Source organism: Streptomyces sp. PH10-H1, from assembly GCF_030063355.1.
Lineage (GTDB): Bacteria > Actinomycetota > Actinomycetes > Streptomycetales > Streptomycetaceae > Actinacidiphila.
The window spans coordinates 50,596-75,252 of record NZ_JASISZ010000015.1; the positions used below are offsets into that span (position 1 = coordinate 50,596).

Genomic DNA, 24,657 nt, shown 5'->3' on the forward strand with positions numbered 1-24,657 from the left:
CCATGTCCGGACCCCCGCGGTATGGATCCGAGTCGCCCGGGTCCGAATGAATCCGACCAATGCCCGTTTGTGTTTACTTTCCGCCGAGGCCTGCGTACGGTGGCGGTACAGCAACACACTCGGGCATGGGTCGGAGGCAGAACCACATGTACGCCCCGGAGCGCCAGCAAGAGATCCTGCGGCTGGCCCGCGATCGCGGAAGCGTTGACGTCCCCGCGCTGGCCGAGGAGTTCGACGTCACGCCGGAGACGATCCGCCGCGATCTGAAGGCGCTCGACAGGGCCGGACTGATCCAGCGCGTGCACGGTGGGGCCATACCGGCCGGCAGGCTCGACTTCGAGCCCGACCTGGCAGAGCGCGAGGCGACGGCGGCCGGCGAGAAGGACCGCATCGCGCGCGCCGCACTGGCCGAACTGCCCGCCGAGGGCAGCGTCGTCATCGACGCGGGCAGCACCGCCGCCCGGCTCGCCGCCGTGCTCCCGCTCGACTCACGGCTCACTGTGGTGACCCACGCACTGCCGATCGCCGCGCGCCTGTCCGAGTACCCGGAGCTCACTCTCCACCTCGTCGGCGGCCGGCTGCGGCACCGCACCCGCGCCGCCGTGGACGCCTGGGCGCTGCGCGCCTACAGCGAGATCAACGCCGACGTGCTGTTCCTCGCCGCGAACGGCTTCTCGGCCGAGGGCGGCCTCACCACCCCGGACCTGGCGGAAGCCGCCGTGAAGCGGGCGATGATCGCCGCCGCGCGGCGGGTCGTGCTGCTCGCCGACTCCTCGAAGTACGGGCAGCGGAACTTCGCACGCTTCGGTGACCTCTCTCATGTCGACCTGCTCATCACCGACCAGGGACTCAGCCCCGAAGCCGCCCGCGCGATCGAGAGCGCGGGCACGGAAGTAGTACGCGCATGATCGTGACCGTCACTCCGAATCCGAGCCTGGACCGTACGTACGAGATCCCCGCGCTCGAACGCGGAGCCGTGCTGCGGGCCACCGCCGACCGGGTCGACCCCGGCGGCAAGGGCGTCAACGTCTCGCGCGCCGTGGCCGCCGCCGGGCAGCGCACGGTGGCCGTTCTGCCGACCGGCGGTCCGGAGGGTGCGCTGCTCGGCCGGCTGCTGAGCGAACAGGGCATCGAGGTAGCGGGAGTCGACGTCGCCGGGTCGACCCGCGTCAACATCTCGGTCGCCGAGCCGGACGGAACCCTGACCAAGATCAATGCGGCCGGCCCCACTCTCACCGGCGCCGAGTCGGAAGCCCTGCTGGAGGCGGTCCGCACCCGGTCCGCCGACGCCGGCTGGATCGCCTGCTGCGGCAGCCTCCCCCGCGGCCTGCCGCCGGAGTGGTACGCCGAACTCGTCGACCGCGCACACCGGGCGGGCGCGCGCGTAGCCCTGGACACCTCCGGCCCGGCCCTGCTCGCCGCGCTCTCCATGCGCCCAGATGTCGTCAAGCCCAACGCCGGGGAACTGGCCGCGGCCGTCGGCCGCTCCCTCGCGACGATCGGCGACGTGGTCAAGGCGGCGGGAGAACTGCGTGCCATGGGCGCGCGGGCGGTGCTCGCCAGCCTCGGCGCGGACGGCCAGCTGCTCGTCGACGAGTCCGGCGCGTACTTCGGTTGCGCGCGGGTCGCGGCGGTACGCAGCAACGTCGGCGCCGGTGACGCCTCGCTGGCGGGGTTCCTCGCCGCCGGCGGCGAAGGCGAGACGGCCCTCGTCTCGGCCGTCGCACACGGGGCGGCCGCCGTGCAGCTGCCGGGCAGCGTCATGCCCGCGCCGACGGATCTCGACACGTCCGCGGTCACCGTGACTGCGGACGTCCCGCTCTCCCGCCCGCTGCGGGAACCGGCATGAACGTCTCCCGTTCCACCCACAGTTCCTTCCGCCCGCCGGGCGGGGACGCGAGCAATGGAGCCGCGCGATGAGTGACATGATCACCGCCGAGCTGGTCGATCTCGACCTGGCCGCCGACAGCAAGGAAGCGGCGGCACGGTCGCTCGCGGAGCGGATGGTGGCGGCGGGTCGCGTCACCGATCTGGAGGGATTCCTCGCGGATGTGGCCGCGCGCGAGGCCCAGATGCCGACGGGTCTCGACGGCGGCATCGGCATTCCGCACTGCCGCAGCGCGCACGTCGCCGAGCCGACGCTCGCGTTCGGCCGCAGCGCCACCGGCATCGACTTCGGCGCCCCGGACGGCCCCGCCGACCTCGTCTTCCTCATCGCGGCCCCGGCCGGCGCCGACAGCGACCACCTGACGATCCTCTCGGCCCTCGCCCGCCGCCTCATGAACCCGGACTTCACCACGGCCCTCCGCACAGCCGAAAACCCAGCAGCAGTAGCCGCCCTGATCGCAGGCGACCTGCCGCCGGCCTCCGGCCCGGGGCAGGCGAACGACGGTCAGGCGCCGGCGTCTGGTCGGGCGCCGGCCGCACCTCCGGCGTCCGCCGCAGGGCCGGAGGCCGCCGACACCGGTGACGGAGGCGGCGAGGCTCCCGCAGCCACACCGGGAGCTTCGACCTCTCCGCCTCCTCCGTCGACCGGAAGCGGGCGGGAGAGCACCTCCGGGCGGACGTCGGGATTGGGGGCGGTCGCGGAGCAAAGCACGCCGCAGGGGCGGGCGTTCCGGGTTGTTGCGGTGACGTCGTGCCCGACGGGGATCGCGCATACGTACATGGCGGCGGAGTCCCTGGAGAACGCCGCGCGGGATGCGGGCGTGGACATCACCGTGGAGACACAGGGCTCGGCCGGCTTCAAGAAGCTGCCGCAGGCGGCGATCGACGCCGCCGACGCGGTGATCTTCGCCCATGACGTGGAGGTCCGCGACAAGGGGCGCTTCGCGGGTAAGCCGACGGTGGACGTCGGCGTGAAAGCGGGCATCAGCCGTGCGCCGGAGCTGATCGCGGAGGCGCGCGGCAAGGCCGGGCGCGGCGAGGCGACGGCGGCCGCGCACGCGGCGAACGCGACGGGTCCGGCGGACCCCGAGGAGACCGCCGGTCCAGGCGAAGGCTTCGGCACGCGCCTGCGCACATGGCTGATGACAGGCGTCAGCTACATGGTGCCGTTCGTCGCCGCGGGCGGCCTGTTGATCGCGCTCGCGTTCGCGATCGGCGGGTACGAGATCAACACCGCGCCCTCCGTCGCCCAGCACTTCATCTGGAATGAGGGAGCCAGCTGGGCGGCCCTGCTCTTCCAGATCGGCGACACCGCGTTCACCTTCCTCGTCCCGATCCTGGCCGGTTACATCGCCTACGGGATGGTGGACCGGCCGGGGCTGGTCCCCGGCATCGTCGGCGGCGCCATCGCGCTGACCATCAACGCGGGCTTCCTCGGCGGCCTGGTCGCGGGTCTGCTGGCGGGCGGCGTCGTCATGGCGATCCAACGGGTCGCGATCCCACCGGTGCTGCGCGGCATCATGCCGGTGGTGGTGATCCCGCTGATCTCCTCGGCGGTGGTCGGCTTCCTGATGTTCCTCGTGGTGGGCAAGCCGATCGCCTGGGTGCAGGCCCGGCTCACCGACTGGCTGAACGGCCTGACGGGCTCGAACGCGATCATCCTCGGCATCGTTCTCGGTCTGATGATGTGCTTCGACATGGGCGGTCCGCTGAACAAGGTCGCGTACGCCTTCGCCGTCGGCGGGCTGGCCGATCCGAACAACGGCAGTCTGAAGGTCATGGCCTGCGTGATGGCGGCGGGCATGGTGCCGCCGCTGGGCATGGCGCTGGCCACGACGCTGCGGGGCCGGCTCTTCACCCGCACGGAACGCGAGAACGGCAAGGCGGCCTGGGTGCTGGGGGCGTCGTTCATCACGGAGGGCGCGATCCCGTTCGCGGCGGCCGATCCGCTGCGCGTCATCCCGTCGGCGATGGCCGGCGGCGCGGTCACCGGCGCCCTGTCGATGGCCTTCGGCTGCACGCTGCGCGCCCCGCACGGCGGCGTCTTCGTGGTGCCGCTGATCGGCAATCCGTGGCTCTACCTGATCGCGGTCGCGGCGGGCACGGTCGTCACGGCACTGCTGGTCGTCCTCCTCAAGGGGCTGCGCAGGACGGCGCGGCCCGAGGTGAAGGCGCCACTGGCTGACGACGCCAGGACACCGGTCGCGGCCTGACGCCTCACGGCGGCGGTGAATGAGACCCTCGCGGCATGAGCGATGGCAGAGACGGCGGAGACGGCAACAGCCCCGAGTCGAGTACCGGGGCGAGCGCCCACGGGAGTACCGAAGCCAGTACCGAAGCCAGTACCGAAGCCAGTACCGAAGCCAGTACCGAAGCCAGTACCGAGGCGACGGGCTGGAGTGAGAGCGGCACCCCCGCCGATCACGGCGAGCCACATCACGACGGAGCGCTCGCGACCCGGCTGAACTGGCTGCGGGCGGGGGTGCTGGGTGCCAACGACGGTGTGGTGTCGACGGCAGGACTGGTCATGGGCGTGGCGGGCGCCACCGACTCCCGTTCGGCGTTGCTGACCGCCGGGCTGGCCGGGCTGCTGGCCGGCTCGCTGTCGATGGCGGCGGGGGAGTACGTATCGGTCAGCACACAGCGCGACTCCGAGCAGGCCGCGCTGGCCATGGAGCGCGAGGAGCTGGCCACCGAGCCGAAGGCGGAACTCGCCGAGCTCACCGGCCTGTTGGAGGACCGGGGGCTGACGGGGGAGCTGGCGAGCGAGGTCGCGGAGCAGCTCACGGCGCGCGACGCGCTGGGCGCGCACGCCCGGGTCGAGCTGGGCATCGACCCCGATGCGCTGACCAACCCGTGGCACGCGGCGGGCGCGAGCTTCGCCGCGTTCACCGTGGGCGCGCTGCTGCCGCTGCTGGCGATCGTGCTGCTGCCCCCGCCGCTGCGGCTGGTCGTCACGGTGGTGGCGGTGCTGATCGCCCTCGCCCTGTGCGGCTGGGAGAGTGCGCGGCTGGGCAGCGCGCCGGTGCGCCCCGCCGTTCTGCGGAACATGGCGGGCGGGGCGGCGGCGATGGCCGTTACGTATGCGGCCGGTTCACTGCTCGGTGCGACGGGTCTCTGACGGCGGAGCCGGGTCGGTGACGAGGGGCCTGAAACCGGGCCGCCTCTGAAACCCGCCACGCGGCATGCGATGGGTGCTCAGGCCTCAGCGGGCGCCACCGGCGCCACCGGAGCCGCCGGAGGAGCCGACTCCGCCTCTGCGGCCCCCGCGGCCTCAGCCGCTTCGGCCGTCCCCCTGCGGGCCTCGCCCTTCCTGCCGGTGCGGATCGTGTAGAAGACCAGCCCGGCGGTGAAGACGAACGGCATCACGCTGGAGACGCCCACCATCGTGTCGGTGGACAGCACATACGTGAGAGCGATGCGGATGCCGGACTCCACGAGGAAGGTGACGCCCCACACCACGGTCAGCATCCGCTGGGTGCTGCGGAAGCCCGCGTACTTGTCCCACAGGCCGTTCCAGGTGGCGACGGACTCGGCGGTGCCGTCGGTCGCGAACTTGCGGCCGAAGTAGAAGTTCAGCGGCCGCTTCGCGAACAGGCTCACCAGGAAGGCCAGCCCCAGCAGGCCGGTCAGTGCCGAGTCCTTGATGAACACCATCTTGGTGCTGTTGTACGCCAGCGCGCTGACCGCACTCAGCAGCAGCGTGCCGAGGATCATGATGCTGAACTCGTCCAGGCGGCGGTGGATCGCGAAGTACAGCACCATCTCCACCACCGGCCAGCCGGAGATGATCAGCAGTGCGGGCACCTGCCCGACACCATGGTCGGTCAGCATTCCGTACGTGACCCACGGCAGGACGATGCTGAACAGGACCGTCGGTCCCCAGCTCATCAGCATCGCTCCGCCGCGGCTCGGCCCGCCCGCCGACTGTGTATTGATCATGGTGGGATCCCCCTTGCCCATGACGCCGGGACAGCCGGCGTCATGACGCCGTGTGGCTGGTCCGGCCGGTCGTCGGGCCAGATCGTACGGTCGAGGGGGCTCGGTGGGAAGGGCTTTGCGTACCCTTGATCAAACTAATGTTCGGGCCTGACGGTGCACCAGCGTCACGCCGACCGCGACCGCCAGCGCCGTCGTCACACCGGCCAGCAGCACCGCGGAATCCCCGGCAAACGTGCAGGACAGGACCAGCAACGCGGAAACGGGCAGCACGAGTTGCTGTGCGGTCCCGCTCTTGTAGTGCCGCGAATGCAGCAACCAGACCGTGACGAGGAAGACGGCGGTCGGCACGGTGACGGCGGCGGAGGCGGCCCGTACCGAGATCTCCGCCTTCCCGACGCTCTGCTCCACGGCGACTTCGAGGCCGGCGCCGATCGCGGCGGCGGAGAGGAAGACGACGTAGTGCCCGTAACCCCAGGGAATCGCCTCGCGATTGGAGGCCAGATGCTCCTGGATGGGTACGGCGAAGTAGATCCACCAGGCCGCGAAGACGATCAGCAGCCCGCCGCCCGCGATGGGCAGCAGGGCGGCGACCGCCTTGTGCTCGTCGAGCGCGGACTGCACAGCGACGGTCGCCGCCGCGATCGACTCGCCCAGCACGATGATGGTGAACAGGCCGTAGCGCTCGGCGATGTGATGCGGATGCCAGGCCGTCTGGTGCCGGCGCTCGGCGAGCACCGGCACGGACATCTCGAGGACGATCATGCAGAGAAAGAACCACACCTTCGCCCCATCGGGGAGGAAGAGCAGCCCGATCCAGCCGACCTGGCACACCGAGACGCCCAGCGCGTAGCCGAGCGCGGTGCCGCGCGCGTCGCCGGTCTCGCCCTGTGCGGCACGCAGCCACTGCGTGGCCAGGGCCAGCCGCATCACCGAATAGCCGACGACCGAGATCGTCCAGTCGTGGGTGTCGAAGGCGCGCGGCACGCCGGCGGCGAAGATCAGGACGCCGGTGATCTGCACCAGCGTGGTCACCCGGTACAGCACATCGTCCGTGTCGTACGCGGAGGCGAACCAGGAGAAGTTCATCCAGGCCCACCAGATGCCGAAGAACACCAGCAGATAGCCGACGATCCCCGAGCCGGGGTGTCCCGAGGCCAGCGCGTGCACCAGCCGGGCGCCCGCCTGGGCGACCGCGACCACGAAGCACAGGTCGAAGAAGAGCTCGAGCGGTGTCGAGGCGCGGTGCACCTCGTCGCGGCCGCGGGCGGTCATACGGCGGAACACCGCGCCGGAGGGGTTGCTCATGGAGGCCACCTTGCGTCAGAACCCCGGCGGGGAACACCATGGCACGCTGCCGCTTCCGGGTCTTTCGGCCCTGGCGGCCGGTCCGCCCCACACGGACCCTGGAAGGATCATGATCAACGCCAACCGCGACATCCCCGATATCACCGACCGGGCCGACCTCGCGACGCTGCTGCGCCGCTTCTACGGCGCCGCGCTCAGCGACCGGCTGATCGGCCCGTACTTCACCGAGATCGCGGCCCTCGATCTTGAGGCTCATCTGCCCCGGATCACCGATTTCTGGGAACGCGCCCTGCTCCGTACGGCTGAGTACGGCGGCGACGCCTTCGCGCCGCACGCCGCGCTGCACGTCACCCAGCCGATGACCGCCGAGCACTTCGGCCGCTGGGTCCAGCTGTGGCGCGCCTCCGTCGACGGCCTGTATCTGGGCCCCAACGCGGATCGCGCCAAAGCCCAGGGCGAACGCATAGCGCTGTCGATGCTGCACCGGCTCTCGGGGCCCGACGCCTCCACCGGCGGATCCTCAGGGCTCGGCTTCGTACCGCTCGCCGCCGTGGAACTCCGCGCGGCGGTCTGACGGCCGGGCGGCCAGCCGGTCAGCCGACCGGGCGGTCAGGCGGTCTACCGGTCTGACGGTCGAGCGCTGAGGCGGTCTGACGGTCGGGCGCTCAGGTGCTCAGGTGCTCAGGCGGGTTGCGGTGCCGGCTCATGGGCGCCGGGGCCGGGCTCGGGGGAGACCCGTGGCACGGTGGTCAGGACGCCGGTGGCCAGGAAGTGCTCGAGGCGTTCGGTGTACGGGGTGATGTCGATGCCCTGTGCGGCCAGCCAGTCGTCGGAGTAGTACTTCTCCAGGTAGCGCTCGCCCGGATCGCACAACAGGCCCACCACGCTGCCCTGTTCACCGGCCGCCCGCATGTCGGAGATGATCCGGAAGGCGGCCCACAGTCCGGTGCCGGTGGAGGCACCGGCCTTGCGGCCGAGCAGCCGTTCCAGGACCCGTACGCAGGCGACGGAAGCCGCGTCCGGCACCCGCATCATGCGGTCGATCGCGCCGGGGACGAAGCTCGGCTCGACGCGCTGCCGGCCGATGCCCTCGATACGCGAGCCGCGGTCGGTGACGGCGTGCGGGTCGCCGGACTGCCAGCTGACGAAGAAGGCGGAGTTCTCGGGGTCGGCGACGCAGACCCCGGTGTCCCGCTGGGTGTAGTGGACGTAGCGGGCGATGGTGGCCGAGGTGCCGCCGGTGCCGGCGGTGGCGACGATCCAGGACGGGACGGGGTGCCGCTCCGCCTCCATCTGCCGGAACATCGACTCGGCGATGTTGTTGTTGCCACGCCAGTCGGTGGCGCGCTCGGCGTAGGTGAACTGGTCCATGTAGTGCCCGCCGGACTCCGCCGCGAGCCGGGCCGCGACCTCGTAGACCTCACAGGGGTCGTCGACGAGATGACATCGGCCGCCGTGGAACTCGATCAGGTCGATCTTGGAGCGGACGGTGCTCTTCGCCATGACGGCGATGAACGGCACCCCGATCAGCTTCGCGAAGTAGGCCTCGGAGACCGCCGTCGAGCCGCTGGACGCCTCGATCACCGGCTTTCCCGGCCGGATCCAGCCGTTGCACAGGCCGTACAGGAACAGCGACCGGGCCAGGCGGTGCTTGAGCGAGCCCGTCGGGTGCGTCGACTCGTCCTTCAGATACAGGTCGATGCCCCACTCGGCGGGCAGCGGCACCGACAGCAGGTGGGTGTCGGCGGACCGGTTGGCGTCGGCCTGCACCTTGCCGACGGCGTCCTTGAGCCAGTTCCGGTACGCCGGGTCATGCCGGTCGATGTCGAGTTCCATGGCCCCAGGTATAGCGGCAGGGGTATCTCAAACCGGTACTTGGGGTTTCTCCCCGCGGGCGCTTGGGAGCCCGTTGCCGGCCTCCCGGCGGCTGTTCAGGCAGGGCTGGCGCAGCTTCTTCTCCGTCGCGAACTTCCGCAAGGCGCCGACCGCGCTGCCGAAGATGATCGTGATCTACCTCGGCTTCCAGAAGTTCCTGGGCGCCCGCTCGCACGGCCGCTGGCTCGCTCACCAGCTGATGTTCTGGGGCTGCATCTTCGCCGCCATGATCACCTTCCCGCTCACCTGGGGCTGGTTCACCTTCACCTCGGGCAGCGGTTCAGGACCCGGCTACGAGATGCGGATCTGGGGCATCAAGGTCCTCGGCTACGACTCCTCGTCGTTCTTCGGCTGGGCGATGTTCCACGGCCTCGACCTCGCCGCGGTCCTGGTCATCCCGGGCGCCGGCTACTTCCTGTGGCGCCGGATGAAGGACCGGGGCGCGATCACCGGGCAGCGCTTCGCGTACGACTTCATCCCGCTCATCGCGCTCATGACGATCTCCGTCACCGGACTGCTGCTGACCTTCTCGAGCGTGCTGCTGCACGGCGGCGGCTACGAGTTCCTGGCCCTGCTGCACATGGTGTCGGTGGTCTTCACCCTCATCTACATCCCGTTCGGGAAGTTCTTCCACATCGTGCAGCGCCCCGCCGCGGTCGGTATGCAGCTGTTCAAGTACACCGCCCGGCAGGACGAGAAGATCTTCCACTGCCGCCGCTGCCAGGAGCCGATCGACACCGCGCCGTACGTGGAGAACCTGCGCGGCACGATGCGCGATCTCAACCTCGGCGTCGACGAGTGGGCCGAGTACTGCCCGCGCTGCAAACGGGCGCTGCGGGGCAGCGCCTATCTCTCCCAGGTGAAGCGGGGCTTCAAGTGACGGACAAGCAGGCCCTGTCGATCGACCCGGCCATCGCGCCGCCCGGCACGCGCAATTTCCGGGACGCGGGCGGCATCCCGGCCGACAAGTGGCGCGCCGACCAGAACGGCGAGACCCTCGTGCCCACCCACTGCTGCTTCTGCGGAGTGCAGTGCGGGATGTATCTGCGGGTGGACAAGCACGGCAAGGTCTTCGGCGTCGAGCCGCGCAACCACGACATCAACCGGATGCGGCTGTGCCCCAAGGGCATCGACGCCTACCAGCAGGTCAACCACCCGGACCGGCTCACGGCGCCGCTGATGCGGCGCTCACGCGACGAGCCGTTCCGGGAGGCGAGCTGGCAGGAGGCGCTGGACTTCACCGTCTCCGAGATCCGCCGGATCCAGCAGGCGACCGGCAACGACTCGTTCGGGATGCTCGGCGGCGCGAGCCTGTTCTCCGAGAAGACGTACCTGGTCGGCAAGTTCGCCCGGGTCGCGCTGAAGACCAAGCACGTCGACTACAACGGCCGGCTCTGCATGGTGAGCGCCGCCGGAGCCAACAAGCTGGCTTTCGGCATCGACCGGGTAGGGAACCCGTTCTCCGACATCCTGCTGAGCGACTGCCTGCTCATTGCCGGCTCGAATGTCGGCGAGTGCTTCCCCGTCCACACCCAGTACATCTGGGGCGCGCGGGACCGGGGCGCCGACGAGCTGCGGGTGGCTTCGGCCGGCACGGTCATCGACTACTCCGGCATCACCTACGAGCGGCTGGAGGAGACCGGCGGAATCGCCTGGCCGTGTCCCTCCACCGACCACCCGGGCACGCCGCGGCTGTTCGAAGACGGACAGACCTACCACCCGGACGGCAGGATCCATCTGCAGACGGTGGAGTGGCACCCGCCGATGGACCCCTACAGCGACGAGTTCCCGCTGTCGCTCACCACCGGCCGCACCGTGGCGCACTTCCTGTCCGGCAACCAGACCCGGCGACTGGGCGCGCTCGTTGAGCAGACCCCGCGCCCCTGGGTCGAGGTGCACCCCTCGCACGGCTTCCGCAACGGCGACCCGGTACGGGTGGTCACCCGGCGCGGCAGCACCGTGTACCCGGCCCTGGTCGTCGCGTCGATCCGCCCCCCCGGGCCGCTGCATCGGCTGCCAGGCCTGCGTCTCCGCCTGCCGCGAATGCGATTCGCACCGCGGCAAGTCGATGATCCATCTCGACTACCACGACGAGGGCAGTAGCGTCGCCTCGCTGCCGAGCGTGTGCATGCACTGCGAGGACCCGGTCGCGCCCTGCGCCGAGGTCTGCCCGGCCGACGCGATCCTCATCACCCCGGACGGCGTGGTGCAGGAAGCGGACATGACCCGCTGCATCGGCTGCGCCAACTGCGTCAACGCCTGCCCCTTCGGCATCCCGAAGACCGACCTGCAGGCGAAGCTCCAGATGAAGTGCAACCTCTGCTATGACCGCAGCGCGTACGGCCTCGCCCCCATGTGCGCCACCGTCTGCCCGACCGGCGCCCTGTTCTACGGAACGCTCGAGGAACTGCAGGCCGAGCGGCCCGGTGTCGAGGTCGCCGACTCCTTCGTGTTCGGCGACGTGATGGTCAAGACCGGAGTGGCGATGGTCGTCCCGGCCGACAAGGTCCAGTGGCCGGTGCCCGGCGGGCTGCCGGTCATCGAGGTGAACGGGGTCGATGTCCGATGACAACCACCACCGGGCAGCCGGACACGCATCCCGATCCGGACCAGGAGGCCCTGCACGATCGGATCAGCGCCGACTCACTCACCACCCGCCGCGACTATCTGCGGATTGTGGCCACCGTCTCCGGCGGCCTAGCAGTCGGCGGTGCGGCCGTCGCCGGGGGAGTGCTGCACCGGCACGGTGACGGCACGGCCGAGCCGAAGAAGATCGCCGACCGCATCGGGCGCGGCCAGTCCCTTTCCTTCCGCTACCCCGGCGAGGACGACCGGGCGGTCGCGGTGCGGACGACCGACGGCACCCTCGTCGGCTACTCCGCGATCTGCACCCATCTGGCCTGCGCGGTGCTGTGGCGGGCGGAGCGGGGCAGCGAGGGCGAGTTGTACTGCCCGTGCCACGAGGGAGTCTTCGACGCCCGCACCGGCGACGTCTCCGCCGGCCCGCCGCCGCGCGGACTGCCCAAGGTGGTGCTCGTCGAGCGGACGGACGGCAGCGTATGGGCGGTCGGCACCGCGCGCTCCGGGGAGAGCGCGGAGGAAGGGCTGTGCCGTCAGCTCCTCGACTCCCGTCCCGAGGTGGCCGGTCAGCTCGGCTGCCCCGGAGCCAAGGCCCAGGGCAGCACCACCGAGGGAGGCCAACGCACATGACGGACAACCCGCTGTCCTACCACCCGGGCAGCGACGAGCCCAGGCTCAACCGCCCGGTGCGCGAGCGCTACCCGCAGATCCGCCCGACCAGCGGTTACGGCGACCCCCGGGTGCGCCACACCGGCCCCGGCCCCGGTGCCGGCAGCGAGCAGGAACCCGAACGCTCCGCCAAACTCTCCGCCCGGCTGGCTTTGGCGATCACTGTCGTCATCGGCCAGCTGTGGGCCCTGTCCATCGCCGTCAACGAATGGATGCAGGGCAGCACGGGCACCGCCTGGTGGTGCGCGGGATTCCTCGGCGCGTCCTTCCTGGTGGTACTCGGTCTCTGGGCACTCGACCCGAAGGACCGATGACGACGGCCACCGAGGAATGGACGACCACCGCGGAGCGGACGATCACCGCGGGGTGAACGATGACCGCGGGATGGGCGACCACCGCGGGGTGAGGCCGGGCCCGCGAGGGCGCGGAACCGCCCCGCTGATCTCCGGCCGTACCCTGGAGGCATGAGCACCGCTCCCGAGCACCAGCCCGACCCCCGGACCGACGCCCAGCCCGACGCCCAGTCCGGACCACGGTCAGGAAAGCCCCGGCGTGACCCTGCCGCCGCGCTGGTCTTCGACGACCCGCTCGCCCAGCAGTCGTCCGACGATACGGACCGGGGCTGGGGAGAGCGGCCGTCCGGTGGCGGGAGCGACGACCTCGCCCGATTCCTCGACGAGAAGCCCCCGCACCACATCTGAGGCGGCCGGCTCAGCGGCGCTGAGACACCATCACGTCGCGGATCTCGCGCAGCAGCGCGACCTCTGCGGCCTCCGCCTCCGCGTGCTCCACGGCCTCCCTCTGCTCCTTCGCCGCCCTCTTCGCCAGGTAGCGGGTCATGGGCAGCACCATCAGGAAATAGACCACCGCGGCGGTGATCACGAACGTGAGGACCGCGCTGAGCACCGAGCCCCACATGAACGGGATGCCGCTCACCGCCTCGCCCGCGGCATTCACCGAGCAGGGGCCTTTGAGGCACGACCGGTAGTGATCCAGATCCTTGGTGCCGAACGCGCCGACCAGGGGATTGATGACGCCCTTGACCACGGAGCTCACCACGTTGGTGAACGCGGCACCGATGACGACGGCGACGGCGAGGTCGATCACATTCCCGCGCATCAGGAATTGCTTGAAGCCGTGCAGGACTCCGGCCTGCTTCACGTCGCTCACAGAAATCTCTCTTTCCCCGCGCACAGTTGAGGGCACAGCAGGGCCCGCAATTTACGGCATTCCGGGAGTGGGATGTCCAATTCGTACCCACGAAAGAGTGAGTCAGCACAGCGTCACCGCCAGGGGAGTCGACGCCGCGGCCCCGGTGATCTCGGCCGCCGTCCTGCGCGGCACCGCCAGCACGATCAGCGCGCCCTCGCGCTCGCCAGGACCTCCGCCGGCCGATGGCACGGACACCACCGGCGCCGCCATGGCCACCACGCGGGCGGCGGCCAGCACATCCACCCGGTCGCCGGGCCGCAGCAGCCGCACCGCCGCCGCGTCCGCGATCCGCACCGGCGCCCGCACCACGTCCCGGGCATCGCGGGCGGTCCGGGCGCCCCGAACATCCTGTGCGGCCGCCGCGGGTGCCCGCGGTTCGCCGTGCGCCGGCCCGGTGTCCGCGCGCGGTGCGGACGCCGCCAGCGCCGCGGCGGCCATCGCCAGCCCCGCGGCCACGGTCCGCCGCCTGCGCCGCACCGCCGTACGCAGCCGATGCCGCCCGCCTCCGGCGCGGATCGCCGGGAACGACGGCACCGCGCAGCGCGGGAGCGTATAGGACTGAGGGGACTCGGGAGCAGGAGGGGAAGAGGGAGAAACTGATGAAGAAGAGGGATAGGGAGAAACGGGCACGGCGACCACCGCCTCGGGAAGCTCTGCGGGGATCCGAGTGGATCTCCGCGACTGAGATCTCTACGATCCCGCATCCCGCCGACGGCCCTCGCGGCCCTGTGGATAACTCGCCAGTTGTGGAAAATCTCCCCACCCGCGAAGGTGACAGAACCACTACCCACGCGCATCGCCGGCCTACTCGGGCCACACCTACGGCAGCGTGATCCCCGGGTCCTGGCCGCCCCACGGGTCCACGCACAGGCAGGAGCGGTCCGCCCCCGACGGCAGGCCGCCGACCACGTCGAACAGCACCGTCCGCATGCGGTCGACGTTCGCGGCGAAGACTTCGAGCACCTCCTCGTGGGAGACGCCCTCGCCCGTCTCGGCGCCCGCGTCCAGGTCCGTCACCAGCGTCAATGACGTGTAGCAGAGCCCCAGTTCACGCGCGAGAATCGCCTCCGGGTGCCCGGTCATACCGACCACTGCCCAGCCCTGCGCCGCATGCCACCGGGACTCGGCCCGGGTGGAGAACCGGGGTCCCTCGACGACGACGAGCGTCCCGCCGTCGACCGCCTCCCAGCCGCCCGCCCGCGCGGTGTCCACCGCGACCCGCCGTCCCACCGGGCAGTACGGGTCGGCCAGCGACACATGCACGACGTTCGGCTGCTGGCCGTCCGCCCGCGCCTCACCGTCGAAGTAGGTCTGCGTCCGCGACTTCGTGCGGTCCACGAGCTGGTCGGGCACCAGCAGGGTGCCAGGACCGAACTCGGTGCGCAGGCCGCCCACCGCGCACGGACCGAGCACCTGGCGCGCGCCCACCGAGCGCAGCGCCCACAGGTTCGCCCGGTAGTTGATCCGGTGCGGCGGCAAGTGGTGCTTACGTCCGTGCCGCGGCAGGAACGCCACCCGCCGCCCGGCCACCTCGCCGAGGAAGAGCGAGTCGCTCGGCGGGCCGTAGGGAGTTTCGACCGTGATTTCGGTCACGTCCTCCAGGAACGAGTAGAAACCGGACCCGCCAATGACGCCGATATCGGCCCGCGCACCGCTGCTCTCCACCATGCGGATCACCCTAACCGCGCCCGGAAACGACGAGGACCCCGCCGGGTGGATCGGCGGGGTCCGTCATCAACGCGTAAGCCTCACTCGCCCAGGGGCGGTGAGGCTCAAGCGCGAAAAGCATGTAACGCGTGCGCCGCGTGTAGGGCGTCAGGCTGCGGAAGACCCGCTGGAGGAGCTGCTCGAACCGGATGAGGAGCTGCTCGAACCGGATGAGGAACTGCCGGACGAGGACGACGCGGACGTCGTCGCAGGCTTGGCGTCCGTGCCGCTCTTGGCCGCGGGCGTGGTGGCCGAGGACGAGCCGCGGCTGTCCGTCCGGTAGAAGCCGGAGCCCTTGAACACGACCCCGACCGCCGAGAAGATCTTGCGCAGGCGTCCGCTGCAGCTCGGGCAAACGGTCAGAGCGTCATCGCTGAACTTCTGCACCGCCTCGAGGCTCTCGCCGCACTCGGTGCACTGATATTGGTACGTCGGCACTTGATCCTCCTGGCACTCTCACTCGATGAGTGCTAACGACGTTCAATAGTGACGTATTCCGCCGCGTCAGTCCACCGTGACCGGCACGCGGTGACTCATCCCACGTGCCGACCCCTGGACGATCCGTCGCTCGGAGCGCGGTTTGAGCCGCTTGCGCAGCGCCACGAGGGTGGCGAGCGCCAGTCCCGTGCCGGCCAGCGGCACCACGAAGGCGGCGCTCGCGTTGACCTGGTCCGCCAGCTGTCCGGCCGCCGTCACCGCGATGGCCTGCCCCAGCGCGACCGAACCGGTCAGCCAGGTGAAGGCCTCGGTGCGGGCGGTGGCGGGCACCAGGGATTCGACGAGGGTGTAGCCGGTGATCAGCGCGGGGGCGATGCACAGCCCGATGAGCAGGCCGAGCGCGCCGAGCAGCGGCACAGAGTGCACCGCCCACAGCGCCGAGCAGGCCAGTGCCAGCGCCGTGTAGGAGATCAGCAGCCGGCGCTGCGGGCTGCGGCGCCAGGCAATGGCACCGCAGACCACACCGGCCAGCATGTTGCCGGCCGCGAAGGTCCCGTAGAGCAGCCCGGCGATGCCCTGCTGCCCGATCTCCTGGGTGAAGGACGTCAGCCCGACCTGCATGCCGCCGAACACCGCGCCGATGCCGAGGAACGCCACGGCCAGCGCCCGTACGCCCGGAATGGACAGTGCCGAGGTGTGCTTCTCGCGGACGCCGTCGACGGTCGGGTTGGGCGCCGGGGCCGTGCTCCGCTGGGCGGCGAAGAACAGGCCGCCGACCAGGGTGAGGGCAGCCTCGGCGATGAGGCCCGCCGCCGGGTGCACGCCGGTGCACAGCGCGGTGGCCAGCACCGGGCCGATGACGAAGGTGAACTCGTCCGTCACGGACTCGAAGGCCGCCGCGGTGGGCATCAGCGGCGAGCCGTCCAGCTTGGCCGCCCAGCGGGCCCGCACCATCGGCCCGATCTGCGGCACCGAGGCGCCGGCCGGCACGGCCGCCGCGAAGAGCGCCCACAGCGGGGCGTGCGACAGCGCCAGCATGGTCAGCAGGATGACGGAGGCCGTGTGCACGAGGACACCCGGCAGCAGGACGGCGCTCTGCCCGAAACGATCGGCGAGCTTGCCGTTCTGCGGCGCGAACACCGCCATGGAGACGCCGGTCCCCGCGGCCACGGCGCCGGCCGTGCCGTACGAGCCGGTGGTGTTCTCGACGAGCAGCACGATGCCGATGGTGAGCATCGCGAAGGGCTGCCGGGCCGCGAACCCGGGCAGCAGGAACGTCCATGCGCGGGGTGTGCGCAGAAGTTGTCCGTAGCCGGGCCGCTTGGTGGCGGGACTGCCCGGCTGGTTCACCGTGGATGCCACGGCTTGGTCCTTTGTGCTGTCTGGTAGCGGCATCCGTCACGGATGGCGCCGAGAGCTGTCCGCTCGCGCAAGACACGGGACGACTGTGGTCTGCCCGTCGCGCCAGCTCTGCATCAGACAGAGATCCATGTACAGAGGTCTCTGTAGTCTCTGTACTCAACACGTACCGACTCATGATAGCGGCACTCAGTGCCACTCGTCCCTGAGACATCCGCCTCAGTACCGCCTCGGGTCAGTGCGGCCCCGCGCAGCACGGCCCCGCCTCAGTTGTGCCCCAGCCAGTTCGCGAGCTTGCCGCCCTTGCCGACCGCGCGCAGCCGCCGCTCCGCGGCGTCCCGTACCGGGTCGGTGGCGACGACCAGCAGCTCGTCGCCGCGCCGCAGCACCGTGTTCGGCAGCGGTACGAAGCTGGCCCCGTCGCGTACGACGAGGGTGACGGCCGCCCCGGCCGGCAGCCGCAGCTCGTTGACCTCCACGCCGTGCATACGGGACTCCGCCGGGATGGACACCGAGAGCAGATGGCCGCGCAGCCGTTCCAGCGGCGCCGACTCGATGCCCAGGTCGGCCGCCCCCTGCTGGTCGCCGAGCCGCAGCCGCCGGGCGAGCCACGGCAGGGTCGGTCCCTGCACCAGGGTGTAGACGATCACCAGGACGAAGACGATGTTGAAAATCCGGCGGCTGTCCGGCACGCCCGCGACCATCGGGATCGTGGCCAGCACGATGGGCACGGCGCCGCGCAGTCCGGCCCAGGACATGAGCGCCTGCTCACGCCAGGGGATATGGAACGGCGCCAGGCTGGCGGTGACCGACAGCGGCCGGGCCACCGCGGTCAGGATCAGGCCGATGATCAGCGCGGGCACGATGTCGCCGCCGAGATCGTGCGGGGTGACGAGCAGGCCGAGCAGGACGAACAGGCCGATCTGCGCGATCCAGCCGAGCCCTTCGGCGAAGCCCCTGGTGGCCGGCCGGTGCGGCAGTTTCGCGTTCCCCAGTATCAGGGAGGCGATGTAGACGGCGAGGAAGCCGGAGCCGTGGGCCGTCGCGCCGGCGGCGTAGGCGAAGACCGCGATGGCCATCACCGCGATCGGGTAGAGGCCGGACGCGGGCAGGGCGATGTGCCGCAGCGCGTAGGCGCCGAGCCAGCCGACCGCCAGGCCGATCGCAGCGCCGATCGCCAGCTCCATGACGATCTTCGCGACGAGCAGGTACCAGTGCTCGACGGGTCCCGCCGTGGAGAAGGCGACGACGAGGATGACGACCGGTGCGTCGTTGAAGCCGGATTCGGCTTCGAGCACTCCGGAGATTCGTTTCGGCAGTGGAACGTTCCGCAGCACCGAGAAGACCGCCGCCGCGTCCGTGGACGACACCACCGCCCCGATGATCAGCGCCTGCCGCCAGTCCAGGCCCACCAGGTAGTGGGCCGCACCCGCCGTGATGACGACGCTCAGCATGAGGCCGATCGTCGAGAGCACTGCGGCGGCGGGCACCACCGGTTTGATCTCCCGCCACTTCGTGCCGAGTCCGCCCTCGGCAAGGATCACCACAAGCGCGGCATATCCCAACACCTGGGTCAGCTGGACGTCGTCGAAGGTGAAGCCGAACGGGCCGTCCTGGCCGATCGCGACACCGATGCCCAGATAGATGAGCAGCGTCGGCAGCCCGCTGCGCGACGCGAGTCGCACCGCGACCACCGCGATGAGGAGTACGAGGGCGCCGATCAACAGGAGTTCATTGAGACGGTGGACAGTCAGGGCGCGGTCCTTCCTCGAGGGCCTGGGAGAAGTTCATTGCCTTGCCTAACATTTTACCGGTACTTGAACTTCCGCGGTCAACGATGACTCCGCGTAGGGGTGCCCCGAGCGCTGCGCCTATGGTTGCTCCAGCACCAAGAGCACCCGGTCCACCCTGCCCCTCGAAGGACAGAGATGCCCGCCAAGAAGAAATCCCGCCGCCTTCGCCTCTTTGTGATCGCGTTCGTGGTCCTGCTGGTGGGGGGCATCGGATACGGGTCGTACTGGAGCGTCAGCACCGTGCGCGCCTCGTTCCCCGAGACCACCGGTTCACTGAAACTCAAGGGGCTGGCCGCACCGGTCGATGTCGAGCGCGATGGCAAGGGCATCCCGCAGATCTACGCGAGCACTTCCGAGGACCTCTTCCGGGCCCAGGGCTTCGTCCAGGCGCAGGATCGGTTCTACGAGATGGACGTACGCCGTCATCTCACCGCCGGCCGGCTCTCGGAGATGTTCGGCTCCGGCCAGGTCGAGACCGACGCCTTCCTGCGCACCCTCGGCTGGCGCGATGTCGCGCAGCAGGAGTACGACACCAAGCTCGACCCGGCCACCAAGTCGTATCTGCAGGCGTACTCCGACGGTGTGAACGCGTACCTGAAGGACCACAGCGGCGCGGGTTTGTCCGTCGAGTACGCGGCCCTGTCGTTCTCCAACGACTACACGCCCGAGAAGTGGACCCCGGTCGATTCCGTCGCCTGGCTCAAGGCCATGGCCTGGGACCTGCGCGGCAACATGAAGGACGAGATCGACCGCGCTCTGATGACCAGCCGCCTCAACAGTGCCCAGATCGAGCAGCTCTACCCGGGCTATCCGTACCAGCGGCACCAGCCGATCGTCGACGGCGGCAAGGTCAACAGCGTCACCAAGCAGTTCGAGCCGGCCGACGCGGGCAACGCGCCCGTCGGCGCCAGTGCCCTGAACAGCCAGCTCTCCGGGCTCTCCAAAATCATCGACAAGATGCCCAACCTGCTCGGCCCTTCGGGCAACGGCATCGGCTCCAACTCCTGGGTCGTTTCCGGCACGTACACGACCACCGGCAAACCGATGCTGGCCAACGACCCGCACCTGGCCCCGCAAATGCCGTCCCTCTGGTACCAGATGGGCCTGCACTGCCGCACCGTCAGCGCGGCCTGCCCGTTCGACGTGGCCGGCTACACGTTCTCCGGGATGCCCGGTGTCGTCATCGGCCACAACCAGAACATCGCCTGGGGCATGACCAACCTGGGCGCCGATGTGACCGACCTCTATCTGGAGAAGGTCACCGCGGGCAGCTATCTGTACGACGGCAAGCAGGTGGCGTTCACCACGCGCAAGGAGACCATCAAGGTCGCCGGCGGTGACGACCGCGAGATCGTCGTCCGCACCACCAACAACGGCCCGGTGATCTCCGACCGCAGTGACGAGCTGCTCCGGGTCGGCGAGCACGCACCCGTCCAGGACGCCGCCCCCGACCGCAGCGGCGGCTACGCGGTCGCGCTGAAGTGGACCGCGCTCAGGCCCGGCAAGAGCATGGACGCGGTCTTCGAGATCAACAGGGCCCAGGACTTCAAGCAGTTCCAGGCCGCGGCCTCCGACTTCGCGGTCCCCTCGCAGAACCTGATCTACGCCGACAAGCAGGGCAACATCGGCTACCAGGCCCCCGGCGAGGTCCCCATCCGCGGCAAGGGCGACGGCCGCTACCCGGCCCCCGGCTGGGACTCCCGCTACCAGTGGACCGGCTCCATCCCGTTCAAGTCCATGCCCTGGGAGTACAACCCCAAGCGCGGCTACATCGTCACCGCCAACCAGGCCGTGATCGACGAGAGCAAGTACGGCCCGATGCTGACCAAGGACTGGGGCTACGGCGCCCGCAGCCAGCGCATCAACGACCTCATCGCGTCCAAGATCAAGGACGGCGGCAAGGTCTCCATGGACGATATGCAGACCATGCAGTCCGACAGCAGCAGCGAGATGGCCAAGCTGCTGGTGCCCTACCTGCTCAAGGTCGACGTCAAGGACCCCTACGTCCGCAACGCCCAGCAGCTGCTGGAGGGCTGGGACTTCAACCAGGACGCCGATTCCGCCGCCGCCGCCTATTTCAACGCCGTCTGGCGCAACACCCTCAAGCTCGCCTTCGGCAACAAGCTGCCCAAGGAACTGCGACCCGAGGACCAGTGCCTGCTCGTCCCGGCCGCCGACCAGTCGGGCCCGGTCGACAATCTCAACGGCAAGAGCGCGACGGTCCGCGAATGCGGCGAGCGCACCGCCGACCAGGCGCAGCCCGACGGCGGCGACCGCTGGTTCGAGGTGGTGCGCAAGATCCTTCCGGACGAGACCAACGCCTGGTGGACGACGTCGCCGACCGCGTTCTTCGACAACACCTCGCCCCAGGCGGCGCACACCACCCGCGACCAGCTTCTCAAGCAGGCTATGCAGGACGCGCGGTACGAGCTGACCGCCAAGCTCGGCAAGGACATCGACACCTGGAGCTGGGGCCGGCTGCACAAGCTGGAACTCCGGAACCAGACGCTGGGTACCGCCGGTCCCGGCGTGGTGAAGTGGCTGCTCAACCGGGGGCCGTGGCGGCTCGGCGGCGGCGAGGCGGCGGTCAACGCGACGGGCTGGAACGCGGCCGGCGGCTACGACGTCGTCTGGGTGCCGTCGATGCGCATGATCGTCAACCTCGACGACTTCGACAAGTCCCGCTGGATCAACCTCACGGGCGCGTCGGGGCACGCGTACAACGCGCACTACTCGGACCAGACCGCACTGTGGGCCAAGGGCGATCTGCTGCCCTGGGTCTTCTCCAGGTCCAAGGTGGACGAGGCAACGGACGACAAGATGGCGCTGACGCCGTAGCGCCGGCTACGTCGTAGCCGCCTGTAGCGCCGGTGCGGCTCACGTGGTGAAGCGGTGGATCCCCTCGGGGGTCACCGCGAGGTGCACGGGGTGGTCGTGCGGCTCCTTCGGGACCCGCGCGACCACCTCGTTCGCGTACAGCAGCACCATGAGCGACGGATCGCCGCCCGCCCGCTGGAGGCGCGCCAGCACCCGGTCGTACGAGCCTCCGCCGCGTCCCAGCCGCAGCCCGCGCGCGTCGACCGCCAGCCCGGGCAGCAGCACCACCCGCGCCTGGACCACCGCGTCGGCCCCCAGCCGCGCACCGGTCGGCTCGAACAGCCTCCGGTCCGTGCGCTCCAGCGCCTCCGGGCCCTCGTACTCCGCCCAGTCGAGGTCGTTATCAGCCATCAGTACGGGCAGCAGCACACGGGTTCCCGCCGTCCGCAGCGCCTCGATCAGCTCGCGGGTACCGGGCTCGCCGCCCATCGACACATAGGCCGCGACCGTGCCCGCCGCCCGGACCTCCGGCAGGTCAGCGACCTGGCGGGCCAGTGCGCGGGCCGCCGCCTCGCGGTCCTGCGCGGTCCGTCCGCGCCTGGTCCGCAACAACTCGGCGCGCAGCTCGGCCTTGGTACCCTGGTCGTCGCTCATTCCACGCACTACCGCCGCCTATCAGTCGTTATCAACCGGAACTTCATCTTCACCTCATGCGTAGCGGTTATGGTGCGGGGCATGACTGAAGCACGCACTCGGATCACGAAGGCTGTCATTCCGGCGGCGGGTCTCGGCACCCGTTTTCTGCCGGCGACGAAGGCCACTCCCAAGGAGATGCTGCCAGTCGTCGACAAGCCGGCGATCCAGTACGTGGTCGAGGAGGCGCGGGCGGCGAACCTCTCCGACGTCCTGATGATCACCGGCCGGAACAAGCGTGCCCTCGAAGACCACTTCGACCGCAACTACGAGCTCGAAGAGGCCCTCACCCGCAAGGGCGACGAATCACGGCTGGCCCGCGTCCGGGAGTCCAGCGACCTGGCCACCATGCACTACGTACGCCAGGGCGACCCCAAGGGACTCGGCCACGCGGTGCTGTGCGCCGAACCCCATGTGGGCGACCAGTCCTTCGCCGTCCTGCTGGGCGACGACCTCATCGACCCGCGTGACCCGCTGCTCTCCCGCATGATCGACATCCAGGAGCAGTTCGGCGGCAGCGTCATCGCCCTCATGGAGGTCGACCCCGCCCAGATCCACCTCTACGGCTGTGCGGCGATCGTGCCGACCGCCGAGGCGGATGTCGTGCGCGTCACCGATCTGGTGGAGAAGCCCGCCGCCGGCGAGGCCCCGTCCTCGTACGCGATCATCGGCCGGTACGTCCTGGACCCGGCGGTCTTCGACGCCATCAAGAAGACCCCGCCCGGCCGCGGCGGGGAGATCCAGCTCACCGATGCCCTGCGGGAGATGTCCCACCGCGACGACGACGGCGGCCCGGTCCACGGCGTCGTCTTCACCGGTCGCCGCTACGACACCGGCGACCGAGGCGACTATCTGCGTGCCATTGTCAGACTCGCGTGCGAACGTGAAGACCTGGGCCCGGACTTCCGGACCTGGCTGCGTTCGTACGTCACCGAGGAGATGCAAGATTGAGCACCGTGGCTGACCGTGTCTGGTCCGTCTCCGAGCACCTCGACAACATCCTGGGGCAGCTGTCCCCGCTGGAGTCGATCGAGCTGCAACTCCTCGATGCCCAGGGTTGCGTCCTCGTCGAGGACGTCACCGTACCCGTGGCGCTCCCGCCCTTCGACAACAGCTCGATGGACGGGTACGCGGTGCGCACCGCGGACACGGACGGCGCCACCGACGCCCACCCGGCCGTCCTCACGGTGATCGGTGATGTCGCGGCGGGCAGCGACAATCTGCCCACCGTCGGACCGGGCCAGGCTGCCCGCATCATGACTGGCGCCCCGCTGCCGCCCGGCGCGGAGGCCGTCGTCCCCGTCGAGTGGACCGACGCGGGCACCGGCGGCGGACCGGCCACCACCATGCGGTCGCACAGCTCCGACCCGGCCGGCGCGAGCGGCGAGGTCCGCATCCACCGTCCCGTCGAGCCGCGCCAGTACGTACGTGCCCGCGGCAGCGATGTCGCCGCGGGGGAGCTGGCGCTCGCCGCCGGCACCATCCTCGGCCCGCCGCAGATCGGGCTGCTCGCCGCCATCGGCCGCGGGAGCGTCCGGGTCCGGCCGCGTCCCCGCGTCGTGGTGATGTCGACCGGCAGCGAACTCGTCCAGCCCGGCGAGGAGCTCAGCCCCGGCCGGATCCATGACTCCAACAGCTTCGCGCTGACCGCCGCCGCCCGCGCCGCGGGGGCCATCGCGTACCGGGTGGGGGCCGTCGCCGACGATGTCGAGACACTGCGTGCCACCATCGAGGACCAGCTGATCCGGGCCGACATCATCGTCACCAGCGGCGGAGTCAGCGTCGGCGCGTACGACGTCGTCAAGGAAGCCCTCGCCTTGATCGAGGACGACGAGAGCCGCGTCGACTTCCGCAAGCTCGCCATGCAGCCCGGCAAGCCCCAGGGCTTCGGCCGCATCGGTCCCGACCGCATCCCGCTGCTGGCCCTGCCGGGCAACCCGGTCAGCGCGTATGTCTCCTTCGAGCTGTTCGTACGCCCGGCGATCCGCACCCTCATGGGCGCGGGCGCCGTCCACCGCGAGATCGTCCGCGCGGTGTGCGACACGGCGATCGAGTCGTCCCCCGAGGGCAAGCGCCAGTTCCTCCGCGGCAAGTACGCGAACGGCACGGTGACGCCCGTCGGCGGTTCCGGATCGCACCTGGTCAAGGCCCTCGCCCACGCAAACGCGCTGATCGTGGTCCCGGAAGAGACCACCTCGGTGGACAAGGGTGCGGAGGTCGACGTGGTCCTCCTCGACTAGGGCCTGCGCCGGATCCCCGTCCGGATCCCACCCGCCGCTCACCCGGTCGCCCACCGGTCGCCCACCGAGCACCCACCGGCGCCTGTCCGGGAAGGCCCTGAGAGCCCCTTTCCGTCTCCCTCCCGGTACGGTGGCTGCCC

Annotated in this window: 23 protein-coding genes and 1 pseudogene; 14 read left to right on the plus strand and 10 right to left on the minus strand. The window is 70.3% G+C overall.

The features are described from left to right. The first annotated feature begins 146 nt into the window (after positions 1-146). From QMK24_RS12585 to QMK24_RS12600, 4 genes are all read left to right on the plus strand, one after another. The gene (locus QMK24_RS12585; protein WP_283465709.1) at positions 147-908 is read left to right on the plus strand and encodes a DeoR/GlpR family DNA-binding transcription regulator; all 762 of its coding nucleotides are present in this window, start codon (positions 147-149) and stop codon (positions 906-908) included. Beyond that, positions 905-1,849 carry a 1-phosphofructokinase gene (gene pfkB / locus QMK24_RS12590; protein WP_283465710.1) on the plus strand — a complete coding sequence of 315 codons (945 nt, stop codon included), beginning with the start codon at positions 905-907 and terminating at the stop codon, positions 1,847-1,849. The genes QMK24_RS12585 and pfkB overlap by 4 nt, the downstream gene beginning before the upstream one ends. A gap of 67 nt (positions 1,850-1,916) precedes the next feature. Next, positions 1,917-4,100 (plus strand): PTS fructose transporter subunit IIABC, encoded by a 2,184-nt coding sequence (locus QMK24_RS12595; protein WP_283465711.1) that lies wholly within the window; start codon positions 1,917-1,919, stop codon positions 4,098-4,100. Positions 4,101-4,135: 35 nt separating this feature from the next. Continuing rightward, positions 4,136-5,008, plus strand: coding sequence for a VIT1/CCC1 transporter family protein (locus QMK24_RS12600; RefSeq protein ID WP_283465712.1), 873 nt, complete (start codon positions 4,136-4,138; stop codon positions 5,006-5,008). A 77-nt stretch (positions 5,009-5,085) separates the two neighbouring features. On the opposite strand, the gene QMK24_RS12605 is transcribed toward QMK24_RS12600, so the two are convergent. Next, on the minus strand, positions 5,086-5,829 hold the full coding sequence (locus QMK24_RS12605) for a VC0807 family protein (protein WP_283465713.1): 744 nt from the start codon (positions 5,827-5,829) through the stop codon (positions 5,086-5,088). A gap of 129 nt (positions 5,830-5,958) precedes the next feature. Continuing rightward, entirely contained in the window at positions 5,959-7,134 is a 1,176-nt protein-coding gene (locus tag QMK24_RS12610) for a low temperature requirement protein A (protein WP_283465714.1), read from the minus strand. Between the two features lie 109 nt (positions 7,135-7,243). Here QMK24_RS12610 and QMK24_RS12615 point away from each other — a divergent pair, with 109 nt between their 5' ends. Continuing rightward, positions 7,244-7,708, plus strand: a complete 465-nt coding sequence (locus QMK24_RS12615; RefSeq protein ID WP_283465715.1) for a group III truncated hemoglobin — start codon at positions 7,244-7,246, stop codon at positions 7,706-7,708. Between the two features lie 107 nt (positions 7,709-7,815). On the opposite strand, the gene QMK24_RS12620 is transcribed toward QMK24_RS12615, so the two are convergent. After that, a complete protein-coding gene (locus tag QMK24_RS12620) occupies positions 7,816-8,970 on the minus strand; it encodes a PLP-dependent cysteine synthase family protein (protein ID WP_283465716.1) in 1,155 nt (384 codons plus the stop codon). On the opposite strand from QMK24_RS12620, the gene QMK24_RS12625 reads away from it, so the two are divergent. From QMK24_RS12625 to QMK24_RS12650, 6 genes and pseudogenes are all read left to right on the plus strand, one after another. After that, positions 8,969-9,889: an MFS transporter gene (locus QMK24_RS12625; RefSeq protein WP_502962575.1), complete on the plus strand. Its 921-nt coding sequence runs from the start codon at positions 8,969-8,971 to the stop codon at positions 9,887-9,889. The two genes, QMK24_RS12620 and QMK24_RS12625, sit on opposite strands and share 2 nt — an antisense overlap. After that, positions 9,886-11,004 (plus strand): annotated as a pseudogene (locus QMK24_RS12630) (molybdopterin oxidoreductase family protein); the annotation flags it as partial. The gene QMK24_RS12625 and the pseudogene QMK24_RS12630, both read left to right, overlap by 4 nt. Positions 11,005-11,017: 13 nt before the next feature. Next, entirely contained in the window at positions 11,018-11,578 is a 561-nt protein-coding gene (locus QMK24_RS12635; protein ID WP_283465764.1) for a 4Fe-4S dicluster domain-containing protein, read from the plus strand. Next, on the plus strand, positions 11,575-12,219 hold the full coding sequence (locus QMK24_RS12640; protein ID WP_283465718.1) for a Rieske (2Fe-2S) protein: 645 nt from the start codon (positions 11,575-11,577) through the stop codon (positions 12,217-12,219). The genes QMK24_RS12635 and QMK24_RS12640 overlap by 4 nt, the downstream gene beginning before the upstream one ends. Next, positions 12,216-12,572, plus strand: a complete 357-nt coding sequence (locus QMK24_RS12645) for a hypothetical protein (RefSeq protein ID WP_283465719.1) — start codon at positions 12,216-12,218, stop codon at positions 12,570-12,572. Before QMK24_RS12640 ends, QMK24_RS12645 begins: the two co-directional genes overlap by 4 nt. 150 nt (positions 12,573-12,722) lie before the next feature. After that, positions 12,723-12,959, plus strand: coding sequence for a hypothetical protein (locus QMK24_RS12650; RefSeq protein WP_283465720.1), 237 nt, complete (start codon positions 12,723-12,725; stop codon positions 12,957-12,959). Between the two features lie 10 nt (positions 12,960-12,969). On the opposite strand, the gene mscL is transcribed toward QMK24_RS12650, so the two are convergent. The 6 genes from mscL to QMK24_RS12680 all read right to left on the minus strand — a co-directional run bounded on the left by mscL (position 12,970) and on the right by QMK24_RS12680 (position 18,728). Beyond that, positions 12,970-13,428, minus strand: coding sequence for a large conductance mechanosensitive channel protein MscL (mscL, locus tag QMK24_RS12655; protein ID WP_283465721.1), 459 nt, complete (start codon positions 13,426-13,428; stop codon positions 12,970-12,972). 102 nt (positions 13,429-13,530) lie between these two features. Continuing rightward, positions 13,531-14,004 carry a hypothetical protein gene (locus QMK24_RS12660; RefSeq protein ID WP_283465722.1) on the minus strand — a complete coding sequence of 158 codons (474 nt, stop codon included), beginning with the start codon at positions 14,002-14,004 and terminating at the stop codon, positions 13,531-13,533. A 285-nt stretch (positions 14,005-14,289) separates the two neighbouring features. Next, positions 14,290-15,138, minus strand: coding sequence for an S-methyl-5'-thioadenosine phosphorylase (locus QMK24_RS12665; RefSeq protein ID WP_283465724.1), 849 nt, complete (start codon positions 15,136-15,138; stop codon positions 14,290-14,292). A gap of 147 nt (positions 15,139-15,285) precedes the next feature. Further along, positions 15,286-15,615, minus strand: a complete 330-nt coding sequence (locus QMK24_RS12670) for an FmdB family zinc ribbon protein (protein ID WP_283465725.1) — start codon at positions 15,613-15,615, stop codon at positions 15,286-15,288. A gap of 66 nt (positions 15,616-15,681) precedes the next feature. After that, a complete protein-coding gene (locus QMK24_RS12675; protein ID WP_283465726.1) occupies positions 15,682-16,977 on the minus strand; it encodes an MFS transporter in 1,296 nt (431 codons plus the stop codon). A gap of 263 nt (positions 16,978-17,240) precedes the next feature. Continuing rightward, positions 17,241-18,728 (minus strand): potassium/proton antiporter, encoded by a 1,488-nt coding sequence (locus QMK24_RS12680; protein ID WP_283465765.1) that lies wholly within the window; start codon positions 18,726-18,728, stop codon positions 17,241-17,243. 174 nt (positions 18,729-18,902) lie between these two features. Between QMK24_RS12680 and QMK24_RS12685 the strand changes: the two genes are divergently transcribed. Continuing rightward, the gene (locus tag QMK24_RS12685; protein ID WP_283465727.1) at positions 18,903-21,605 is read left to right on the plus strand and encodes a penicillin acylase family protein; all 2,703 of its coding nucleotides are present in this window, start codon (positions 18,903-18,905) and stop codon (positions 21,603-21,605) included. Between the two features lie 39 nt (positions 21,606-21,644). Here the strand turns inward: QMK24_RS12685 and QMK24_RS12690 are convergent, their stop codons facing one another. Then, entirely contained in the window at positions 21,645-22,238 is a 594-nt protein-coding gene (locus QMK24_RS12690) for a 5-formyltetrahydrofolate cyclo-ligase (RefSeq protein WP_283465728.1), read from the minus strand. 81 nt (positions 22,239-22,319) lie between these two features. Between QMK24_RS12690 and galU the strand changes: the two genes are divergently transcribed. Both galU and glp read left to right on the plus strand, forming a co-directional pair. After that, positions 22,320-23,228, plus strand: coding sequence for a UTP--glucose-1-phosphate uridylyltransferase GalU (gene galU, locus QMK24_RS12695; RefSeq protein WP_283465730.1), 909 nt, complete (start codon positions 22,320-22,322; stop codon positions 23,226-23,228). Further along, entirely contained in the window at positions 23,225-24,517 is a 1,293-nt protein-coding gene (gene glp, locus QMK24_RS12700) for a molybdotransferase-like divisome protein Glp (protein WP_502962576.1), read from the plus strand. The genes galU and glp overlap by 4 nt, the downstream gene beginning before the upstream one ends. Positions 24,518-24,657 lie beyond the last annotated feature (140 nt).